General features: G+C 40.0%; 15 protein-coding genes. 10 read left to right on the plus strand and 5 right to left on the minus strand.

Annotated elements, in window-relative coordinates:
- The first annotated feature begins 207 nt into the window (after window positions 1–207).
- The 4 genes from porK to porN are packed head-to-tail and all read left to right on the plus strand — an operon-like array spanning window position 208 to window position 4875.
- Complete coding sequence (porK, locus tag GGQ60_RS19805) at window positions 208–1533, plus strand: T9SS ring complex lipoprotein PorK/GldK (protein WP_183767652.1); 1326 nt, start codon at window positions 208–210, stop codon at window positions 1531–1533.
- Window positions 1534–1575: 42 nt separating this feature from the next.
- Window positions 1576–2382 carry a type IX secretion system motor protein PorL/GldL gene (gene porL / locus GGQ60_RS19810; RefSeq protein WP_183767654.1) on the plus strand — a complete coding sequence of 269 codons (807 nt, stop codon included), beginning with the start codon at window positions 1576–1578 and terminating at the stop codon, window positions 2380–2382.
- 41 nt (window positions 2383–2423) lie between these two features.
- A complete protein-coding gene (gene porM, locus GGQ60_RS19815) occupies window positions 2424–3956 on the plus strand; it encodes a type IX secretion system motor protein PorM/GldM (RefSeq protein ID WP_183767656.1) in 1533 nt (510 codons plus the stop codon).
- A 7-nt stretch (window positions 3957–3963) separates the two neighbouring features.
- Window positions 3964–4875, plus strand: coding sequence for a type IX secretion system ring subunit PorN/GldN (porN, locus tag GGQ60_RS19820; RefSeq protein WP_183767658.1), 912 nt, complete (start codon window positions 3964–3966; stop codon window positions 4873–4875).
- 342 nt (window positions 4876–5217) lie between these two features.
- On the opposite strand, the gene GGQ60_RS19825 is transcribed toward porN, so the two are convergent.
- The 5 genes from GGQ60_RS19825 to porW form a co-directional block, all read right to left on the minus strand.
- Window positions 5218–6591, minus strand: a complete 1374-nt coding sequence (locus tag GGQ60_RS19825) for a DNA/RNA non-specific endonuclease (RefSeq protein WP_183767660.1) — start codon at window positions 6589–6591, stop codon at window positions 5218–5220.
- 32 nt (window positions 6592–6623) lie between these two features.
- Window positions 6624–7022 (minus strand): nuclease A inhibitor family protein, encoded by a 399-nt coding sequence (locus tag GGQ60_RS19830; protein ID WP_183767662.1) that lies wholly within the window; start codon window positions 7020–7022, stop codon window positions 6624–6626.
- A 129-nt stretch (window positions 7023–7151) separates the two neighbouring features.
- On the minus strand, window positions 7152–8954 hold the full coding sequence (uvrC, locus tag GGQ60_RS19835) for an excinuclease ABC subunit UvrC (RefSeq protein WP_183767664.1): 1803 nt from the start codon (window positions 8952–8954) through the stop codon (window positions 7152–7154).
- Window positions 8955–9095: 141 nt separating this feature from the next.
- Complete coding sequence (locus tag GGQ60_RS19840; protein WP_183767666.1) at window positions 9096–11315, minus strand: transglycosylase domain-containing protein; 2220 nt, start codon at window positions 11313–11315, stop codon at window positions 9096–9098.
- Window positions 11316–11495: 180 nt separating this feature from the next.
- On the minus strand, window positions 11496–14258 hold the full coding sequence (gene porW / locus GGQ60_RS19845) for a type IX secretion system periplasmic lipoprotein PorW/SprE (protein ID WP_183767668.1): 2763 nt from the start codon (window positions 14256–14258) through the stop codon (window positions 11496–11498).
- 109 nt (window positions 14259–14367) lie between these two features.
- On the opposite strand from porW, the gene GGQ60_RS19850 reads away from it, so the two are divergent.
- From GGQ60_RS19850 to atpH, 6 genes are all read left to right on the plus strand, one after another.
- Window positions 14368–14592, plus strand: coding sequence for an AtpZ/AtpI family protein (locus GGQ60_RS19850; protein ID WP_183767670.1), 225 nt, complete (start codon window positions 14368–14370; stop codon window positions 14590–14592).
- Window positions 14593–14876: 284 nt separating this feature from the next.
- Window positions 14877–15146 (plus strand): hypothetical protein, encoded by a 270-nt coding sequence (locus GGQ60_RS19855; protein ID WP_229685168.1) that lies wholly within the window; start codon window positions 14877–14879, stop codon window positions 15144–15146.
- A gap of 14 nt (window positions 15147–15160) precedes the next feature.
- Window positions 15161–16294 carry a F0F1 ATP synthase subunit A gene (gene atpB / locus GGQ60_RS19860; protein WP_183767672.1) on the plus strand — a complete coding sequence of 378 codons (1134 nt, stop codon included), beginning with the start codon at window positions 15161–15163 and terminating at the stop codon, window positions 16292–16294.
- A 42-nt stretch (window positions 16295–16336) separates the two neighbouring features.
- Window positions 16337–16549 carry an ATP synthase F0 subunit C gene (gene atpE, locus GGQ60_RS19865; protein WP_025144011.1) on the plus strand — a complete coding sequence of 71 codons (213 nt, stop codon included), beginning with the start codon at window positions 16337–16339 and terminating at the stop codon, window positions 16547–16549.
- A gap of 85 nt (window positions 16550–16634) precedes the next feature.
- Window positions 16635–17129, plus strand: a complete 495-nt coding sequence (locus tag GGQ60_RS19870; protein ID WP_183767674.1) for a F0F1 ATP synthase subunit B — start codon at window positions 16635–16637, stop codon at window positions 17127–17129.
- Window positions 17130–17248: 119 nt separating this feature from the next.
- Window positions 17249–17788 carry an ATP synthase F1 subunit delta gene (gene atpH, locus GGQ60_RS19875; RefSeq protein ID WP_183767676.1) on the plus strand — a complete coding sequence of 180 codons (540 nt, stop codon included), beginning with the start codon at window positions 17249–17251 and terminating at the stop codon, window positions 17786–17788.
- The last annotated feature ends 10 nt before the right edge of the window (window positions 17789–17798 follow it).

Consider the following 17798-nt stretch of genomic DNA (forward strand, 5'->3'; position numbering starts at 1 on the left):
TAAGTCAATACAATAAAATGCGTAACTTTACTGTTAATAAGGAAGTTATGCATGTTATTGTATAAAATATGACGTTGTTGGATAAACGTTAATCTAACTTTAATTATTCATGAGTGATGATTTAACGTAAAATATTTGCTTTTGTTGATAATTTCTGTGATTTTTGATAAAATTGCTCCTAATCGTGCTTAGCACACTATAAAAAATATGAAGAAAATCTACCTTCTAGCTATTGTAGGTATAACTGTAATGCTAGCAAGCTGTGGCCATGGCGGCCAAGGCGAGCTGGTTGGTGCTTATAACCGAAAATTCAAAAACGATAGAATCCCGCTAGGAATGGTTTATGTGCCGCCGGGGCATACCCCACTTGGAGGATCGGATGAAGATATTACCTTCTCTCAGAATGGGCCAAGTAAAATGGTAACCATTAGTGCATTCTTTATGGACCAGACCGAGATTTCCAACGCAGAATACCGCCAGTTTACCAACTGGGTGCGCGATTCGATTGCCATTGGGATGATGGGTAATCCTCAACAATTTATGATTACGCCAAGAGGAAATGCCGCAAATGCTGTTGGTGGAGATAAATACATCGACTGGAAAAAAGTTGGGCCAAATGGCGCAAATATCTGGAGAAACAAGGGAAGAGGTGCAGCTGCTGCACAGGTAAGCCAGTTAGATGGCATGTATTATTCTGGCCTTGATGCACTTCCTGGGAAAAAGGAACTTGACGTACGTAAATTCGTATACTCTTATGCCGAATTAAACATGGAGAAGGCCGCCGCCGGACATAAAGATCCAAACAGCAAGCGCCAGGATTACATCGATCGTTATAGCGTTGCCATCTATCCTGATACCATGGTATGGAAAACAGATTATTCTTATTCACAGAACGACCCAATGGTTCGTGGCTATTACAATCACCCTTCTTATGATGATTACCCTGTTGTAGGAGTAAGCTGGGAGCAGGCAAAAGCTTTTTCTCACTGGAGAACCAGGTTGTATGACGGTGTTGCTACGGCAAGAAAATTACCTGCAGGCTCGAGATCGGATTATAGATTACCAGCTGAAACAGAATTCGAATATGCTGCAAGAGGTGGTAATACCAAAACAAAATATCCATGGGGAGGTCCTTATATCAGAAATACCAAAGGTTGTTTACAGGCCAACTTTAAACCGGGCCGTGGCGATTATTCCAGCGATGGGGGCATCTATACAGTAGGGGTAAGGTCTTATTTTCCGAATGATTATGGCTTATACAATATGGCGGGTAACGTTGCCGAGTGGACAATCACCTCCTATAACAAAGGTGCCAGCCCGTTATTGCATGATCTGAACCCTAATTTTACTTATGATGCGGGGCCAAATGATAGCAAGTACAAGAAACGTAAAGTAGTAAAAGGCGGATCGTGGAAAGATACCGGTTACTTTTTACAAAATGCGGTTGCAACATACGAGTATCAGGATACGCAAAGATCGTACATCGGTTTCAGGTGCGTTTCATCTTACCCTGGCACCGATTTAAGACATTAAAAACCAAACAAACTAAAAACTAAAGAAAAACATCAAAATTTTATGGCAGCAAAGAAACAACCAGGCTGGTTACATGTAGCGATTTCATGGGGAGCAAGTATTGTAATTATCGGAGCGTTATTTAAAATTCTACACATTGGTGGAATTTTGGGTAACTATATGATCGGGCTTGGACTAGGAGTGGAAGCATTTTTATTCTTCTTAACCGGGTTTTTCCCACCAGAACCAGAACCAGCATGGGAAAGGGTTTATCCGGAATTAAAAGAAGATTTTAAGGGAGAGTTGCCAACAGCATCGGCAAGGCCTGTAGCAGCAGTTGCCCCGTCGAATACAGCAGCTTTAGACAAAATGTTATCAGATGCCAAAATTGGTCCTGAATTGATCGAAAGTTTAGGTTCGGGTTTACGTACTTTTGGCGACAAGGTAGCCACCATTTCTAATGTTGCTGATGCTTCTACGGCGACAAACGAATTTACAGGTAAAATTAAAACGGCCTCAGCCGGGTTCGATAACTTAAGTGCATCTTTCGAAAAAGCTACTGCTAATTTGAAAGCAATGGGCGAAAGCTCGGTAGATTCCCAGGCTTATCACGATCAGGTAACTAATTTAGCCAAAAATTTAGCGGCGTTAAATGCGGTATATGAATTGGAATTGCAAGATTCTAGTGCGCATTTAAAATCGATGAATAAATTTTATTCGAATTTATCTTTAACCATGCAAAACTTTAACGAATCGATGGAAGATTCGAAACAGTTTAAAGAAGAGGTGAGCAAATTGGCTAAAAACCTGTCATCGCTTAATGCAATTTATGGCAATATGTTATCGGCTATGAACAGCCCACGTGTATAATTTGTTTAGTTTTTAATTTTTAAAGAAAAGCTACATTAAACATGGCAGGCGGAAAAGAAACAACAAGGCAGCGGATGATCAATATCATGTATTTGGTATTGTTGGCCATGCTTGCCTTAAACGTATCAGATACCATTTTAGACGCATTCAAAAATATAAACGATAGTTTGGATACTTCTAAAAACAATGTAAATACCAGTATTAATCAGTTGTTTTCTGCTTTCGAAAATTCGAAGTTAAAAGAAGAACCGGCCCGTGCGCAGCCAATTTACGATAAGGCAAAGCAAGCGCAGAAGGCGGCTGATGATCTGAATAATTATATTGAGAGCATTAAAAAAGAATTTACGCAGGCAGGCGACGGAATCGACCCTGAAACTGAAGATTTGGTGAACAGGTCAAATCAGGATATCGCTCAGAATATCATGATTAATCAAAAGAAAGCAGATGAATTAAAGAAAAGAATCAATGCCACACGCGAAAAATTAATTTCTTTATTGGATCCTGCTGATAGGGCAAGTGTTGCTTTTTCTCTTGAAGCCAAAGATCCTGCTAGAAAGAGAAAAGGAAACTGGCAGGAAACCTACTTTGGTGAGGGAACACCATTAACAGCTGCCATGACCATTTTAACCAAACTGCAAACAGATACAAAAAATGCTGAAGCAGAGGTGGTTAAAAAGTTATTCGGAAATATGGATAAAGCGCAGGTTAACCTCGACCAGTTTGCGGCAGTGGCAGTAGCTCCTACATCTTACGTTATTCAGGGGCAACCTTACACCGCAGAAGTTTTTTTAACAGCTAGCGATTCAAGATCGACTCCTGATATTACGGTTAACGGAAATAAATTATCGGTTAAAGATGGTAAAGGAACCTATAGTGGCGGTACAGGAAGTGTTGGTCAGTTTACCTGGGTAGGTACGATCCGCGTTCGTCAAACCGATGGGCAGATTAAAGAATACAAAACGCAGCCACAAACCTACCAGGTTGCAAAACCTTCAGCATCGGTTACATCCACAAAACTGAATGTAATTTATGCAGGTATTCCAAATCCATTTACAGTATCGGCGGCAGGTTTCCCGTTAGAAAGCGTTCGTGCTTCAATATCAGGAGGTTCAATGTCGGGCAGTAACGGAAACTATAATGTAAATGTTCCCGGCAGTATGGTTGGTTCAGAAGTATCGATCAATGTTTCTGCAAATAATGCTGGTAAAACCGTGAGTTTAGGCTCACAAAAATTCAGGGTTAAAGGTATCCCAACTCCTGTTGCAAAAGTTGGCGGCCGCGCCGGTGGCGATGTGGCTTCTGTACAGTTGAAAAGCGAATCGGAAATTGAGGCAGATCTCGACGATTTTCCTTTTGATGTTAAATTTAAGATACAGCGTTATAAATTAACCATTATCAAACCACGTTCGGATGCGGTTACCATTGCGGGTAGCGGTGGAAGCTTTGCCGGTGCAGTAAAAGGTGCAATTAACTCGGTTACCCCGGGCACAAGAGTATTTTTTGAAGATATTGTTTCTATTGGCCCGGATGGCCGTCAGAAAATTTTACCTTCATTGGCATTTAGTGTAAAATAAAAAGAAGATGAAAAGGATTTTAAGTATTGCTATTTTAGTTTTGTTAACTGCGTTTGCTTTTGCACAAAAAAAGCCAACCAAGTTAGCACCGAAGAAAGCTGCCCCAGTAGCTGCTGCTCCTGTAGTTGATACGGTAAAAGCTCCTGTTAAAACGGTTAAAAAGAAACTTAAAGTACCACCAAAAGACGGTTTCTATGCTCGTAAGGACATTGATAGTACTGAAATGGTTCCGTTGGCAGATGTAAGGGAAGAGGATGTTTTTTATGCGAAGCGGATTTGGAGGGAAATTGATTTACGCGATACGGTAAATTCACCATTAAAATCACCAAAATCCAGATTGATTGATGTATTGATCGGTGCGATTAAAAAAGATGAGCTAACCGCTTACTCTCCTATTGACAGTGCATTGAATGAGGATGATGCTTTCTTAAATCCTATGTCTGCTGATTCTGCCGCTAAATCAGCTTTGGGAACAGCGGAGGTTTCTAACAATAAAACAGGGACCGTTACTACTGTTGTTAACGATTTCAATCCTGATTTATTCCTGAAATTCAGGATCAAGGAAGACTGGATCTTCGACACTAAACGCTCTGTTTTCGAGCCACGTATTGTGGGCATTGCCCCATTAAAATACAATGAGGTTTCTAAACAATGGCAACCAGTATTTTGGGTATACTACCCGGAAGCCAGGGAAATTCTGACTAAAAAACGGTTAATCAATACCAATAATGATGCGTCTTCATTAAGTTTCGACGATTTCTTTATCCGTCGCTTATTTAGTAGCTATATTGTTAAAGAGTCTAATCCCGGAGATAACAAGATCAGGGATATTATTTCAGACCCTAAAGAGCGATTGTACGAATCAGAAAGGATTAAAAAATCCGTTCTGGATTACGAACAAGGCCTTTGGGAATATTAATCTTATAAAAAAGCTCCGAAGTAAATCCGGAGCTTTTTTATGTCATCACCTCAACTTAGGTATAGGTATAAATTTTCGGGGGAGAGATCTAGCCGGAAGGAATTTAGCTTTATTATGTTTTTAAATGATAGGGGGCTCCACTAGTATTAGCCGTTTTACTAAAAAGGTCTGTATCAATGCGCTGTTGCCTGAAAAGGCTTTCTGTTATTTATCATGCATTTTATACGACAATTGACCCCCTCAACCCAATCATAATAACTTACCCACTATAGTTTTATATTAAATCATAAAGCGGTAATCAAATTTTTTGGTTACCGCTTCTCTATAATGAATTAAGCCGATCTACTGGTTATCGGTTGCTGCTTCAATTACATTTTGTACAGCAATAGGTACATTGGATAAAAGATTGTAACCAGTTGCTGCCTCTATCGAATCAACGGTAGTGCGATAGGTTTTCCAGTTGCTATTTAATCCATTTGTGTTAGGCATGTTTACGGTAATTACCCTCGTAGATGAATTGATCCTACTTAAATCATTATTGCCGTTAGGTAGTACCACAATTACTTTCCAGGTATTGGACGGAACATTAATGCGGCCGTTATCAATAGTGTAGGTGATCCCTCCATTGCTCCCTGTACCACCGGATCCGTAAGAACCGCAGATCACATAAACCTCGTTACCTGCAGTGACTAATGAACGGGTGTAGTTTTCCAGGTCGGCCCAGGGCCCCTGGTTGTTATTAGGTGCCTGCGGCATCATGTTCGTCATCAGAAATGTAGAAGAGTTGGCTGCAACTGAAGCTGTTCTGTCAGCCGATGGACAATTATGGCCGCGATCGAAACCTGAACCGGAATAACTGCTGTTCGATACCTGATACCAGCCCGCAGGCAAAGTGTTATCAGCTCTAAAATCATCCTGACGCGGGGTTGAGCCCAGGTCGGATGTTCCGATATGCCAGCTTACCCAGTTAGGAGTAGCCCTGCTTTTGCTATAAGAAATTGAATAATAAGTACGTTCCATCAAATAATTTTCCGGGTAGGTGGTACTGGCAACGGCGTTGCTCGGATTGCCAAGTAAAAGATGACTATTATCGCCAGGGGTGGTTATTGGAGGATTTGAAGTAGTATCGCTTGTAGAAATGCTAAAATCGTCGATATTGATACGGTTGGTGCCTCCACTAACTTTACGGATCTGGAAACGTACATTTCCTGAAATGGAGGTGTTAAAGGTTACAGTTGATAATGCTGTTGTGCTACTGGTAACGGTACTGCCCGATTGCTGCCAGCTCGAACCACCATTGGTAGAGTACCAGAGCTGCCAGGTACTGCTTGCATCGGTCCCGTATTTAGCGTGTGCAACAGTTACCGTATTGGCGCCGCTTACATCAAAATTCATGCTTACGGTACCTGTATTACGGATACGTACGGATTGACTACCGTTTTTGGCATCGGCTGCCAGGTTTCCGATTAAGGCGTCGTCCAGGGTCCAGCTCCCGCTACTTAAAGTTACCGAAGCCACAGCATAACTTCCTTTGGTACCTGATTCAAAAGTTTCGGGAAAACCTGCTGTTACAGCCTGTGTGCTGGCAGTAGCCATGCTGGTGTTTAATTTTTGATCAAAAACGCTGGTTTCAGGCGTCAGCTGGTTTTCTTTTTTACAGGCAGACAGGCCCAGGCATAGCGCTGCCATTAAGCTTAATTTTTTTAATGCTTTCATGTTTAATTGGTTTATTTATGGGTGGATTAATGTTAAGTCTCTATAGCGAAAGTTTCGATAGCCAAGCAGCTACCATCAGGCAGGTAACCGGTTATAATGATAGGAATTTTGGTACTGCCCTCAACCCGTGTAACCTGTATATTGGATAAGTTTTGTACAATGAAAGTTCGAAGTGCTTCAATTTTGCGCATATTTTCGACCATTGGTGCATCACCAGGATCTACCTTCGATATAAGGTGATCAAAAAAGGCAATATTATCTACTTGTTTTAAATTGAACGGAGCAGATTGGTAACGGGATGCTATTTCCTGCTGTAACGCCGAAGGCGGAATTTTACCCCAATCAGTCGCTTTAAAAGGGCTTTCTGATTCGCTAAAATACAATACACCCAATAAAAGCCTGGTAATTGTGGTCAGGATGTTGTGATTCATAAATAGGGATACAGTTTTACTGTTTTGACAACCCTAAATTATTGAGAAAATATTTAAGCTATACGCTATCGAGGTTAATTTACTGTTAATCTTTTTACACAGTTGTCTTTCCTGTTTTACATAACGGGTTTAGCTTTCATTAAAGTAAGCCAGCAAAGTTTGCACTTGCTTTTTGTTCAGCACCTCTGAAAGTTGTTGCTCGGTAGCTTCCTTAATTTTTTTTACAGATTTAAAATGCGTGAGTAATTTATCAGCAGTGGTTTTGCCAATGCCTTCGATCTGCTCCAATTCGGTTTTGAGTGTTCCCTGATCGCGTTTTTTACGATGGAAAGTAATTCCGAAACGGTGTGCTTCATCACGCAATTGCTGGATTACTTTTAAAGTTTCCGATTTTTTATCCAGGTAGAGCGGGAATGAATCGCCGGGATAGAATAATTCTTCGAGGCGTTTGGCAATGCCAATTACCGTTACGCGGTTTTCAATACCGAGGCGTTTTAAACTCTTTACTGCCGACGATAGCTGGCCTTTACCCCCATCAATGATGATCAGCTGGGGCAAAGCCTGGTTTTCATCCAACATGCGACTGTATCGCCTAAAAACGGCCTCTTCCATGGTCGCAAAATCGTTTGGCCCTTCTACCGTTTTAACATTGAAGTGCCTGTAGTCTTTTTTAGATGGTTTGGCATCCTTAAACACCACGATTGCTGAAACAGGATATTTCCCCTGGAAATTTGAGTTGTCAAAACATTCGATATGCTTGGGCAATTGTGTTAAACGCAGGTCCTTTTGCATGGTGGTTAATATGCGTTCTGTACGTAAATCGGGGTTTAGCTTTTCGTACTGGTTTAATTTTTCCTTTTTGAAGAAAAGCACATTCTTTTGTGAAAGTTCCAAAAGCTTTTTCTTTTCGCCCAGTTTAGGTACAGTAAAGCGCAGGCTTTCATCTTCAAGCGAAGGTTCAAACGGAACAATAATCTCTTTTGAAGTGCTGTTAAATTTACTCCTGAAATCGAGCATGGCGAGCGTCATGATTTCATCGTCGCTTTCATCCAGTTGCTTTTTAACCTCAATAGTTTGGGTCTGGATAATGGTTCCGTTCATTACCTTCAGGTAGTTCACAAAAGCATAACGTTCATCAGATGCAATGCTCACCACATCTACATTCGTTATGGCACTGTTTACCACAGTCGATTTGCTTTGGTATTTTTCTAAAATCTCTAATCTGCGGGCATATTGATGTGCCAACTCGAAGTTCAGGTCTTCGGCTGCCGATTTTATCGTCGATTTTACCTCGCGTATTACATTGCCGATCTTTCCGTTCAGTATTTCCTTTATTTCGGCAATATTTTTATCGTAATCGCTTTCGGTCTGGTAAGCCTGGCACGGACCTTTGCAATTGCCAATCTGGTATTCAAGGCATACTTTAAACTTCCCCTCTGCAATGTTTTTATCATTTAAGGGTAAATTGCAGGTACGCAACGTGTAGATCTCCCTAATGAGGTCCAATATGGTGTGCATCATGCCTATGGAACCATAAGGGCCAAAATAGGTCGAACCATCTTTAATTACTTTCCTGGTCCAGTAAATGCGGGGGTAGTGCTCATTTTTAACAATAATCCAGGGATAGGTTTTATCGTCCTTTAAATTGATATTAAATTTGGGCTGGTGCTTTTTAATTAAGCTATTTTCGAGCAACCAGGCATCAATTTCGGTATCAACAATGGTAAAGGTAATTTTTCTGATTTTTGAAACCAATACCCGGGTTTTACCATTAAACTGGTTTTTATCGCCATTAAAATAAGAGCCTACCCGGTTGCGCAGATCTTTTGCTTTTCCAATGTACATTAACTTGCCGTCTGCATCCCAGTATTGGTACACACCCGGTTTATGCGGTATGGCGGTTAATGCTGTTTTATGGTCGAAACTGCTCATTTATTACAAAAATAAGATTCAAAAAGAGAAATCCCTTTATCTAAACGGATAATGATTTAATGTTGTTTAAAAGAATTTGGGCTTGCCCGAAAACTAAGGTTGATGTTACATCTTTGTTATCCTTCGTGCAGCGCTTCTGCTTTAAAATCCGAGCTTCTCGTCAAGTTCGCTTGTGCCTTCTTCCTGCTGCTGGTATTGGTTACAATCGTATGTAATGGAAACACCAGATTTCGGTGGTTCGAAATCGGCATGACTGATCTTTAATGCCGGATTGGCATATACCCTTTTTATAAAACCTGCAAATATAGGGAGGGCCGTGTTGGCACCTTCACCCTGGTTGGTGCTGATAAAGTGGAAAGCCCTGTCTTCACAGCCTGTCCAGATCCCGGTAACCAATTGAGGAGTAATAGCCATAAACCAGCCATCGGAGTTATTTTGGGTTGTACCTGTTTTTGCCCCGATTGGTGCATTAACTTTATATTTATAATTCAGCCTCGATCCGGTTCCGTTGGTTACCACACCTTTAAGCATCCTCGTCATTACATAGGCAACTTCTTCGCTCATAATTGGTTTTGGTATTTCCTTCTGAGAAAACAATACCACACCGTTTTTATCTTCAATCCTCAATAAATAAATGGGCTTGGTATACGTTCCTTTATTGGCAAAAGCACCGTAAGCACCTACCATATTATAAACAGAAGAATCGAAAGTTCCCAAACAGATAGATGGGAATGCCGGAACATTCGGAATACCCATTTTGGTAGCCAGGGTAGATACTGCTACCGGACCAACCTGTTTCATTAAATAAGCCGTAACAAAGTTTTGCGAGTAGGCCAGCGCTTTTTGTAAGGTAATGCTGCCTGGTAATGGTTTACCCGAGTTTCTGGGGGTCCAAGGTTCTCCGTAACCTTCAATCGTTACCGGAACATTCGGTACGGTATAGCAAGGCGAATAACCGTTTTCAATAGCTACTGCATAGGTAAACGGTTTTGCTGTGGAACCTACCTGACGGGTTCCCATCTTAACCTGGTCGTATTTAAAGTGTTCATAATTAATTCCGCCAACCCATGCCTTCACATGCCCATTGGTTGGGTCCATGGTCATCATGGCATTACGCAAAAGCATTTTGTAGTAACGTACAGAATCGATCGGTTTCATTACGGTATCAACGTTGCCTTTCCAGGTAAAAATGGTCATTTCTGTTTTTGTGTTGAAATCGTTGGTAATTTCCTCATCCGATTTCCCTTCGAGTTTTAATGATTTGTAGCGGTCAGATCTTTTAATGCCCTGCTCAATCTGCAGGGATTTATCTTTAAAAGGATTTCTACCTTTCCAGCTGGCAATAAACTGCGCCTGCAGCACTTTCATGTATTCTTTTTGTGCTTCTTCGGCATATACCTGCATGTCATAATTCAATGTTGTATAAATTTTTAAGCCATCCCGGTCCAGGTCGTAAGGGGTACCATCAGGTTTAGTGATCGATTGTTCCTGGAAAATGGTTTTGATATCATTTTTCAACACCGAACGGAAATATGGCGCAATGCCATCATTAACTGTGGCCGCATTGAAATGCAGGTTTAAAGGCTTATCTTTTTCTTCATCGAACTGTTGCTGGGTTAAAAGGTCAGATTTAACCATCATGGCCATTACCGTATTTCTGCGATCTCTCGAGCGCTCGGGGTGCCGCGTAGGCGAATACATGGTAATTCCCTTTTGCATGCCAACCAGGGTTGCGGCCTGTGTTAAACTCAGTTTATCAGGGGTGGTGTTGAAATAAACCCTTGCGGCCGATTTAATGCCATAAGCCTGATTGCCGAAATCGACGGTATTTAAATACATGGTAATAATTTCTTCCTTGGTGTAATTGCGCTCGAGTTTAACGGCAACAATCCACTCTTTAAATTTGGTTAATACCAGGGAGAAAAAATTAAGGTTCGATTCCCGCGGGAAAAGATTTTTGGCCAATTGCTGGGTTATCGTACTGGCCCCTTGTTTTTTGCCGATTAAATTGTAACCGATGATGGAGAAAGTTCGTTTAAAATCAATCCCGGAGTGCTCTTTAAAACGGGTATCTTCTGTAGCAATCAATCCGTTGATTACATTTTCGGAAATATCTTTGTAGGTAACATTCGATCTATTCTGCACAAAATAGGTACCTAACGTGCGACCGTCTTCGGCGATAATTTCTGATGCCTGATTGCTTTTAGGGTGTTCAATATCCCTGAAAGAAGGCAAAGCACCGAAAAGGCCAAAGCCAACCATGGAGATGAAAATAGCGAAGAGGGCTATTCCACCAACCAATAATTTCCAGATCATTAAACTATATCTTCTTGTATCTTGTGCTGAAAGAGATTTATTCATTTTATTGTTGTTTTCCAAAATCATCACAAAGGACGTTTGGATGCAAATTTATTAATTTTTTAAGAATCAAATTTAAGCTAAGCATTTCTGGCAATTCTGCGAAGGCATTTGAGCTTTTAGTCTTTAAGCTTAATTCTTTATTCTCGCTACTTAAGGCGTGATGACATTTAAGCTTTCTGCCTACTTATAATTGTCTTTTAAAAACTCCAGGTATTCGTTAATCCGCGATCGGTCTGTAAGCTTCTCAAAGTTTTCTTTACTGATGATAAAACCCTTATACAGGTTGGCCGGCACTTTCATAATGTTCTTTAACTGGCCTTTGATGCTTGATTCGTAAATTTTTGCATCTTCAAGATCAACAAAGCTCGTAATGTAAATCAACTGATCGTTATCCAACTCTACCAATTTATGTACCAAATCATTGTCGGGATAATTTCCCCTGTTAAACTGGCCGATCCCGAAGCGTGATGAACTTAAAGTTAAAGTAGCATCAGCAACATCGATTACATAATAATACTCTTCTGATTTGGCCGCGCTGAAAATACTGGCAGGTTTGGTTATATCACCTGTTTTCACTTCAACAGGTTTTGTAACTACAGGTTCAGGTGTTTTGATTACAGGGGTTGATACTGCTAAAGGTTTGGTTGGAGCGGCCGTTGGAGTGGCCTGAGCCACAAAACGAGGCTCGTTTGGATCAAAATCGATCAGCGCAACCGGTCTTTGTTTAAATTCATCAAGATTAGCTTCAATGTATTTTAAATGATCACGAACCAGTGGAGTAATAATTTTATCATTCGGATAAAGAGTGGTGATCAGGTTAAATTCGGCCAGTAAAGCATCGATTTTTGAAGTACGGCCAACCGCTATGGCTTTTAAATAAGCATATTGCGGTGCCAGATCATTATTTGGGAAAGCCGAAATATTATCATCAGCCTGCTTTACTACATTTGGATAATCCTTTTTCGTATAAGCATCAAAAGCTACATTGTAATTATTGATGGCAATGTTTTCCATCTGTGTCTGTTTGGCAGAATAGGTCGGATCCAGAATATTTTTTGCAAAATTTGATTCAGGGAATTTGGTGAGCACCAATTGTTTGTACTGGTCTGATTTTGCTTCGTCTACCCCCTTAAAATTGAGGTAAAGGCTATAGTATATCGCTACCAGGTGATTGTTTTCAGGATATCTTTTAATCAGCTCCAGGAATATTTTATTTGCCTCCGGATTATCGTTCAGTTCCTGCTGGTAAAAACTGGCGATTTCAAAATACGCATCTATAATTTTCTGATCAGATGCGGCCAACAGCGCAGGTGTGGTAGGCAAGGCATCCAAAAACTGCTTTTCTAATGAAGTTTGTTCAGTAGAAGTTGCATTGGCTTGTCCGGTTGCAGGTATAATTTCTGTAGCAACTTTTCCTCCGGCTAAAACCTGGTTGGTTTCCTGAGCAGATGAACGCACGCTCTGGCGCCAGTTATCTTCCAGCGGCCGGTTGCCCCAGCGTTTTTTAAAGTCGCCGAAGCCATTACTTATCGCTGCATTATTATTAAAATAAAAAGTGCTTCCTGCGGCATTTGTGGGTGCATTTAAACTTCTGTTCGGAAAATCCGGATCATTCAAGAACTGGTTGTTGATTAAGCCGCTTGTATTCGCCACGTCGACTTTCGGGGCCAGATAAGCTTTTACTTTGGCCTCACGTTCAGCAGCAGGAAGTTTTGCAATAAACTGGGCTGTGTCTTCCTTAGCAATAATGGTATACCTATCGGTTAAATATTTCAGGTTATTGGCCTTTTTAACAATATTACTGTAATCAGGGAAATTTTTAGGTAAAATCATTACCGTGCTGTCGTAATACAGCTTTGCTTTAATGTAATTGTTAAACTCTTTAAAGTTTAAATCTGCAATTTTTAGATAAGATAATGCTTTTTGTGTTTGGTTTCGTGTACTTTTTGAAACCGATTTATGGTAGTTTTCTTCAGCCTTAATAAAATTTCCTTCCTCTGAGAAAAGCTCACCAACCTGGTAATAGATCTGATCAATATAATCGAAGTTTTTATCATCTTTTAACAGTGCCAGTAACTGGTCTTCTTTGTTCAGTTTTACACCGCTAAGCAAGGCCTTTAATTTAATGCGGTTTAAATTGGCATGGAAATACATTTCGAAAGGCGCATTGCTTTTTTCAACTTTGGTGAAATTGGCATAAGCATCCTGGATGTTTTTTTCTTTTTCCTGTAACTGGGCCAAAATGAAACGCCAACGGATGCGTAACTGTTTTTCAGCAGGCAACGCGATGGCCAATTCTAAAAATAAAATGGCTTCTTTATTGCGTTTCTGATAAATGCGCATCTGTGCTGCAGTTGCCAGGGGCTCGGCCAGGTCTTTTTTTAACTGGTCGGAAGCGCGCAACATGGTGTCGAGTATTTTATCGGCCAGTACCATGTTGTTCAACTGCATCTGGCTGCGGGCTTTCCAGTTCAGCGCCATAATGAACGTTTTCAGGTCGCTGTTGTAGGTTTTTGCTGTATAATCGAAATATTCTGACGCAATAAAATAATTACCTTTCAAATAATTGGCCTTGCCCAAAAGCATGTAGGCGTCGTCAATATAGTTGCTAAAACTTTTTTCATTAATGATGGTTTGTCCTTTGGCAATTATATCATCAAGCTGTTTATTGGGAATGCCTGCCGAGAGTACCAGGTTTGCCTGTGGCTCGGGGTCGAGATAAACAGGTAATATTTTTTCATAATTATCTGCATAACTTTGCAATTGGCTCTCGTTGTATTCGGTAAGCAGAACATTGGAATTATAGATATAATTATACCTTGCCGTCAGGTTTTGGAACCTACGGTCTACTGCAGTATCTTTATTTGCAACACAGCCATAAATAAGGAGGGCACTAAAAAAGATGGCGAAGCGACTTAAATGTTTGCTAGCGTTTTTTTTCAATGATGGTAAATCTCTTAAGTTGATATACAATAAACAATATATATAGAAAAATATTTTATCCGGCAACAAATTTCAATTATCCAAAGTTAATTTAATTATTGCATAAAAAATGGAAAATCCAAAAGAAGAAGATCCAAAGAAAAAGGTGAACGCTGCCGCCAAATATTCTGCCATTGGTTTCCAAATGATTGCCACAATAGGCTTGCTCACCTTCATAGGATACAAAATTGATGAGCACAGAAACAGCAAAAGCAAGTTGATCACTGTAGCTTTTGCCCTGGCAGGGGTTGGGATTGCATTATACCAGGCCATTAAGCAGGTGACCAGGGATTAGTTCCAGTTGACAGTTTTCAGTCAGCAGTTAACAGTTTGCAGTGGCAGATTTCAATTTTCAGTTAACCGGTTAACCATCCTTATAATATTTCCATTCCTCACTAGTTACTTGATAATAAAAACCTTATCTTTGCAAAAGTTTTTATCTGCTAAGAAATTATTCCATTGACTCTAGCCAAATTTACCAGTATCTATCTGATCTTCGTGGGCTTATTAATAGGCGTTATTACCGTTTTATCTTTATTATTTACTGATCAGCAGATTTTTGTAAATAATTTTTGGGTGATGTTTGGCTTTTTGGCCGGCATAACCTATATCGCTTATATGCTTGTTGATATGGGGATAAAACGCGATCCTGAAGTAGGGGTGATGGCTATTATGGGATCAATTGCAGTAAAGATGATTTTTTGTATGGCTTTTGTGCTGATTTACAGTATAAAAGCAAAGGGAATTGGGCTTGTATTTCTGCTTAATTTTTTTTCTTTATATTTATTGTTTTCGGTCTTTGAAGTTTACTGTTTGTTACGTAACTTGCGCCACCAAAATTTAAAGTAAAAAACTGCCAATAAATGGATTGTAACCGAGTTTTTGTGTCTAAAGTTAAAAGGCTAACTATTGTTTTTACGCTTTTAATCGCGTTTTTATCTATCAAAATTGATACTTTCGCCCAGGTTGATAGCGCTGTTGTACCTGTTGATAGTGCTGTTGCTGCATCTGCTCATGCAGTATCTGGCGAACATGGAACTAAGGCCGAACACGGAGAAGAAAAATTCGAGCCAACCAAGGTAATTATGGAGCACATTGCCGATTCGCATGTTTGGCATTTGTGGGGTCACACGTCGTTGCCTCTTCCGGTAATCTTGTATACTCCTAATGGTTTAGAAGTTTTTTCTTCAGGGAATTTCCATCACGGCGAGCATGATTATAACGGTAAATATAATAACTACCGTTTAGAAGAGGATCATATTAAAGTGGTTGGTGCTGATGGTAAAATCGATGAGGAGGCAAGCAAATCTATTCTTGATTTCTCGATCACTAAAAACGTGGCCGCAATGTTTGTGGCTATCCTGGTAATTCTGGTTGTATTTATTTCAGTAGCCGGAGCTTATAAAAAACGTGTGGGTAAAGCACCTAAAGGTTTGCAATCATTAATTGAGCCGATTATCGTATTCGTACGTGATGATATTGCAAAACCAAATATTGGTCATAAATACAATAAATTTATGCCTTACCTGTTAACCGTGTTTTTCTTTATCTGGTTTAACAACTTATTGGGCTTAGTGCCAATCTTTCCGGGTGGGGCAAACGTAACCGGTAACATTGCCCTAACTTTTGTAATGGCTTTGGGTACTTTGATTATTGTAAATATCAACGGTAATAAATATTACTGGAAGCATATTCTTTTACCGGATGTTCCTTTCTGGTTATGGCCTTTAATGGTAGTTGTGGAGGTAATTGGTATTATTTCTAAACCTTTCGCTTTAATGGTTCGTTTGTTTGCGAACATCACTGCAGGCCACATTATCGTATTAAGTTTAATATCGTTAATATTCATTTTCGAAACCTTGGCCATCGCCCCTGTTTCAGTTGCATTCGTGTTGTTTATGGATGTGCTGGAATTGCTGGTAGCATTTTTACAGGCCTTTATTTTTACATTACTTACTGCTTTATTTATTGGTATGGCAGTAGAAGAACATCATTAACAGAAAACTATTTTTTACAAATTAATATAAATTAAATTAGTTATGGTAGGTTCAATCGCGGCAATTGGTGCCGGTTTAGCAGTAATCGGTGCAGGTATCGGTATCGGTCAAGTAGGTGGTAAAGCAATGGAAGGTATTGCTCGTCAACCAGAAGCTGCATCAAAAATTCAGACTGCAATGATTATCGCTGCTGCCCTTATCGAGGGTGCTGCTTTATTCGGTGTAGTAGTTGCATTATTAGGCTTAAACGGTTAATAATCGCTGAAGAAATTAGGCTGGGTAATTAACGATTGGTTATTACCCGGCCTCATTAAAAAGATTGTATTAAAAATTAGATAAAATGGAATTAGTAACCCCAAGCATAGGATTGGTTTTTTGGACATCGGTAGCATTCATCTGTTTATTGATTATACTTAGAAAGTTTGCATGGAAACCTATTTTAGGTGCTATACACGAGCGCGAGCAAAGCATTGATGAGGCTTTGAACAAAGCTGAGTTGGCTAAGCAGGAAATGGCTCGTTTAACCAGCCAGAACCAAGATTTGATGCAACAGGCCCGTGCCGAGCGTGATGAAATTCTGAAGGAAGCTAAAACCTTAAAAGATAGTATCCTGAACGAGGCTAAAAAACAAGCGCAAACTGAAGGAGCAAAATTGATCGAGAAAGCAAAGATCGAGATCGAAAATCAGAAAAAAGCTGCTTTGGCAGAAGTTAAAGGTCAGGTTTCTACTTTATCATTGGAAATTGCAGAACGCGTTTTACGTGCGCAGTTGGATGATAAAACCAAACAGGAAGCTTTAGTTGCTAACTTGTTAAAAGACGTTGAATTAAACTAGTTTGAGAAAATAGATTTGAGATGCTAGATATGAGATATTAGATGTGAGATGGGGCTATAGCTCTAAAGTCTCAGATCTCAAATCTCAAGTCTCCCATATCCGATCTCACACCTAAATATATGTCAGAAATTAAAGTTGCGAGCAGATACGCCAAATCATTGATCGACCTGGCCATTGAAAACAATGCACTGGAAGAATCTTATAATGATATGGTTTTGTTTGAGAAAGTGGTTGATGAAAGCCCTGAGTTGGAAGCAATATTAAAAAACCCGATTGTGCCTTTGGATAAAAAAACAGGTATCCTGAACGGTATTTTTGCAGACAAAGCAGGTAAACTGACCCTGACTTTTTTCAAAACCGTTGTGAATAAAAGACGTTCGGCTATATTATTTGCTACTGCAAAACAGTTTGTACAGCAATATAACCTGATCAAAGGCATTGTTACAGCTGATGTAACGACTGCGAGTGCTTTAAGCCCAGCTGCCAAAGAGGAAATCGTAGCAATTGTAAAAAAAGAATTGGGTGCCAAGCAGGTCATCGTAAACGAAAAGGTGAACGGGAAACTGATCGGTGGTTTTATATTAAAAGTTGGTGATAAGCAGTTTGATGCCAGTATCGCCAGCGGTTTAAGTAAACTTAAAAAAGAATTTGCGCAATAAGCGAATAGCG

It is taken from the genome of Pedobacter zeae, assembly GCF_014196715.1.
Taxonomy (GTDB): domain Bacteria; phylum Bacteroidota; class Bacteroidia; order Sphingobacteriales; family Sphingobacteriaceae; genus Pedobacter; species Pedobacter zeae.

Bases quoted from the DNA above. Each gene is read 5' to 3' on its own strand.
- porK (WP_183767652.1), top strand. From the start codon at position 208: ATGAAGAAAATCTACCTTCTAGCTATTGTAGGTATAACTGTAATGCTA.
- porL (WP_183767654.1), top strand. From the start codon at position 1,576: ATGGCAGCAAAGAAACAACCAGGCTGGTTACATGTAGCGATTTCATGG.
- porM (WP_183767656.1), top strand. From the start codon at position 2,424: ATGGCAGGCGGAAAAGAAACAACAAGGCAGCGGATGATCAATATCATG.
- porN (WP_183767658.1), top strand. From the start codon at position 3,964: ATGAAAAGGATTTTAAGTATTGCTATTTTAGTTTTGTTAACTGCGTTT.
- GGQ60_RS19825 (WP_183767660.1), bottom strand. From the start codon at position 6,591: ATGAAAGCATTAAAAAAATTAAGCTTAATGGCAGCGCTATGCCTGGGC.
- GGQ60_RS19830 (WP_183767662.1), bottom strand. From the start codon at position 7,022: ATGAATCACAACATCCTGACCACAATTACCAGGCTTTTATTGGGTGTA.
- uvrC (WP_183767664.1), bottom strand. From the start codon at position 8,954: ATGAGCAGTTTCGACCATAAAACAGCATTAACCGCCATACCGCATAAA.
- GGQ60_RS19840 (WP_183767666.1), bottom strand. From the start codon at position 11,315: ATGAATAAATCTCTTTCAGCACAAGATACAAGAAGATATAGTTTAATG.
- GGQ60_RS19850 (WP_183767670.1), top strand. From the start codon at position 14,368: ATGGAAAATCCAAAAGAAGAAGATCCAAAGAAAAAGGTGAACGCTGCC.
- GGQ60_RS19855 (WP_229685168.1), top strand. From the start codon at position 14,877: ATGTTTGGCTTTTTGGCCGGCATAACCTATATCGCTTATATGCTTGTT.
- atpB (WP_183767672.1), top strand. From the start codon at position 15,161: ATGGATTGTAACCGAGTTTTTGTGTCTAAAGTTAAAAGGCTAACTATT.
- atpE (WP_025144011.1), top strand. From the start codon at position 16,337: ATGGTAGGTTCAATCGCGGCAATTGGTGCCGGTTTAGCAGTAATCGGT.
- GGQ60_RS19870 (WP_183767674.1), top strand. From the start codon at position 16,635: ATGGAATTAGTAACCCCAAGCATAGGATTGGTTTTTTGGACATCGGTA.
- atpH (WP_183767676.1), top strand. From the start codon at position 17,249: ATGTCAGAAATTAAAGTTGCGAGCAGATACGCCAAATCATTGATCGAC.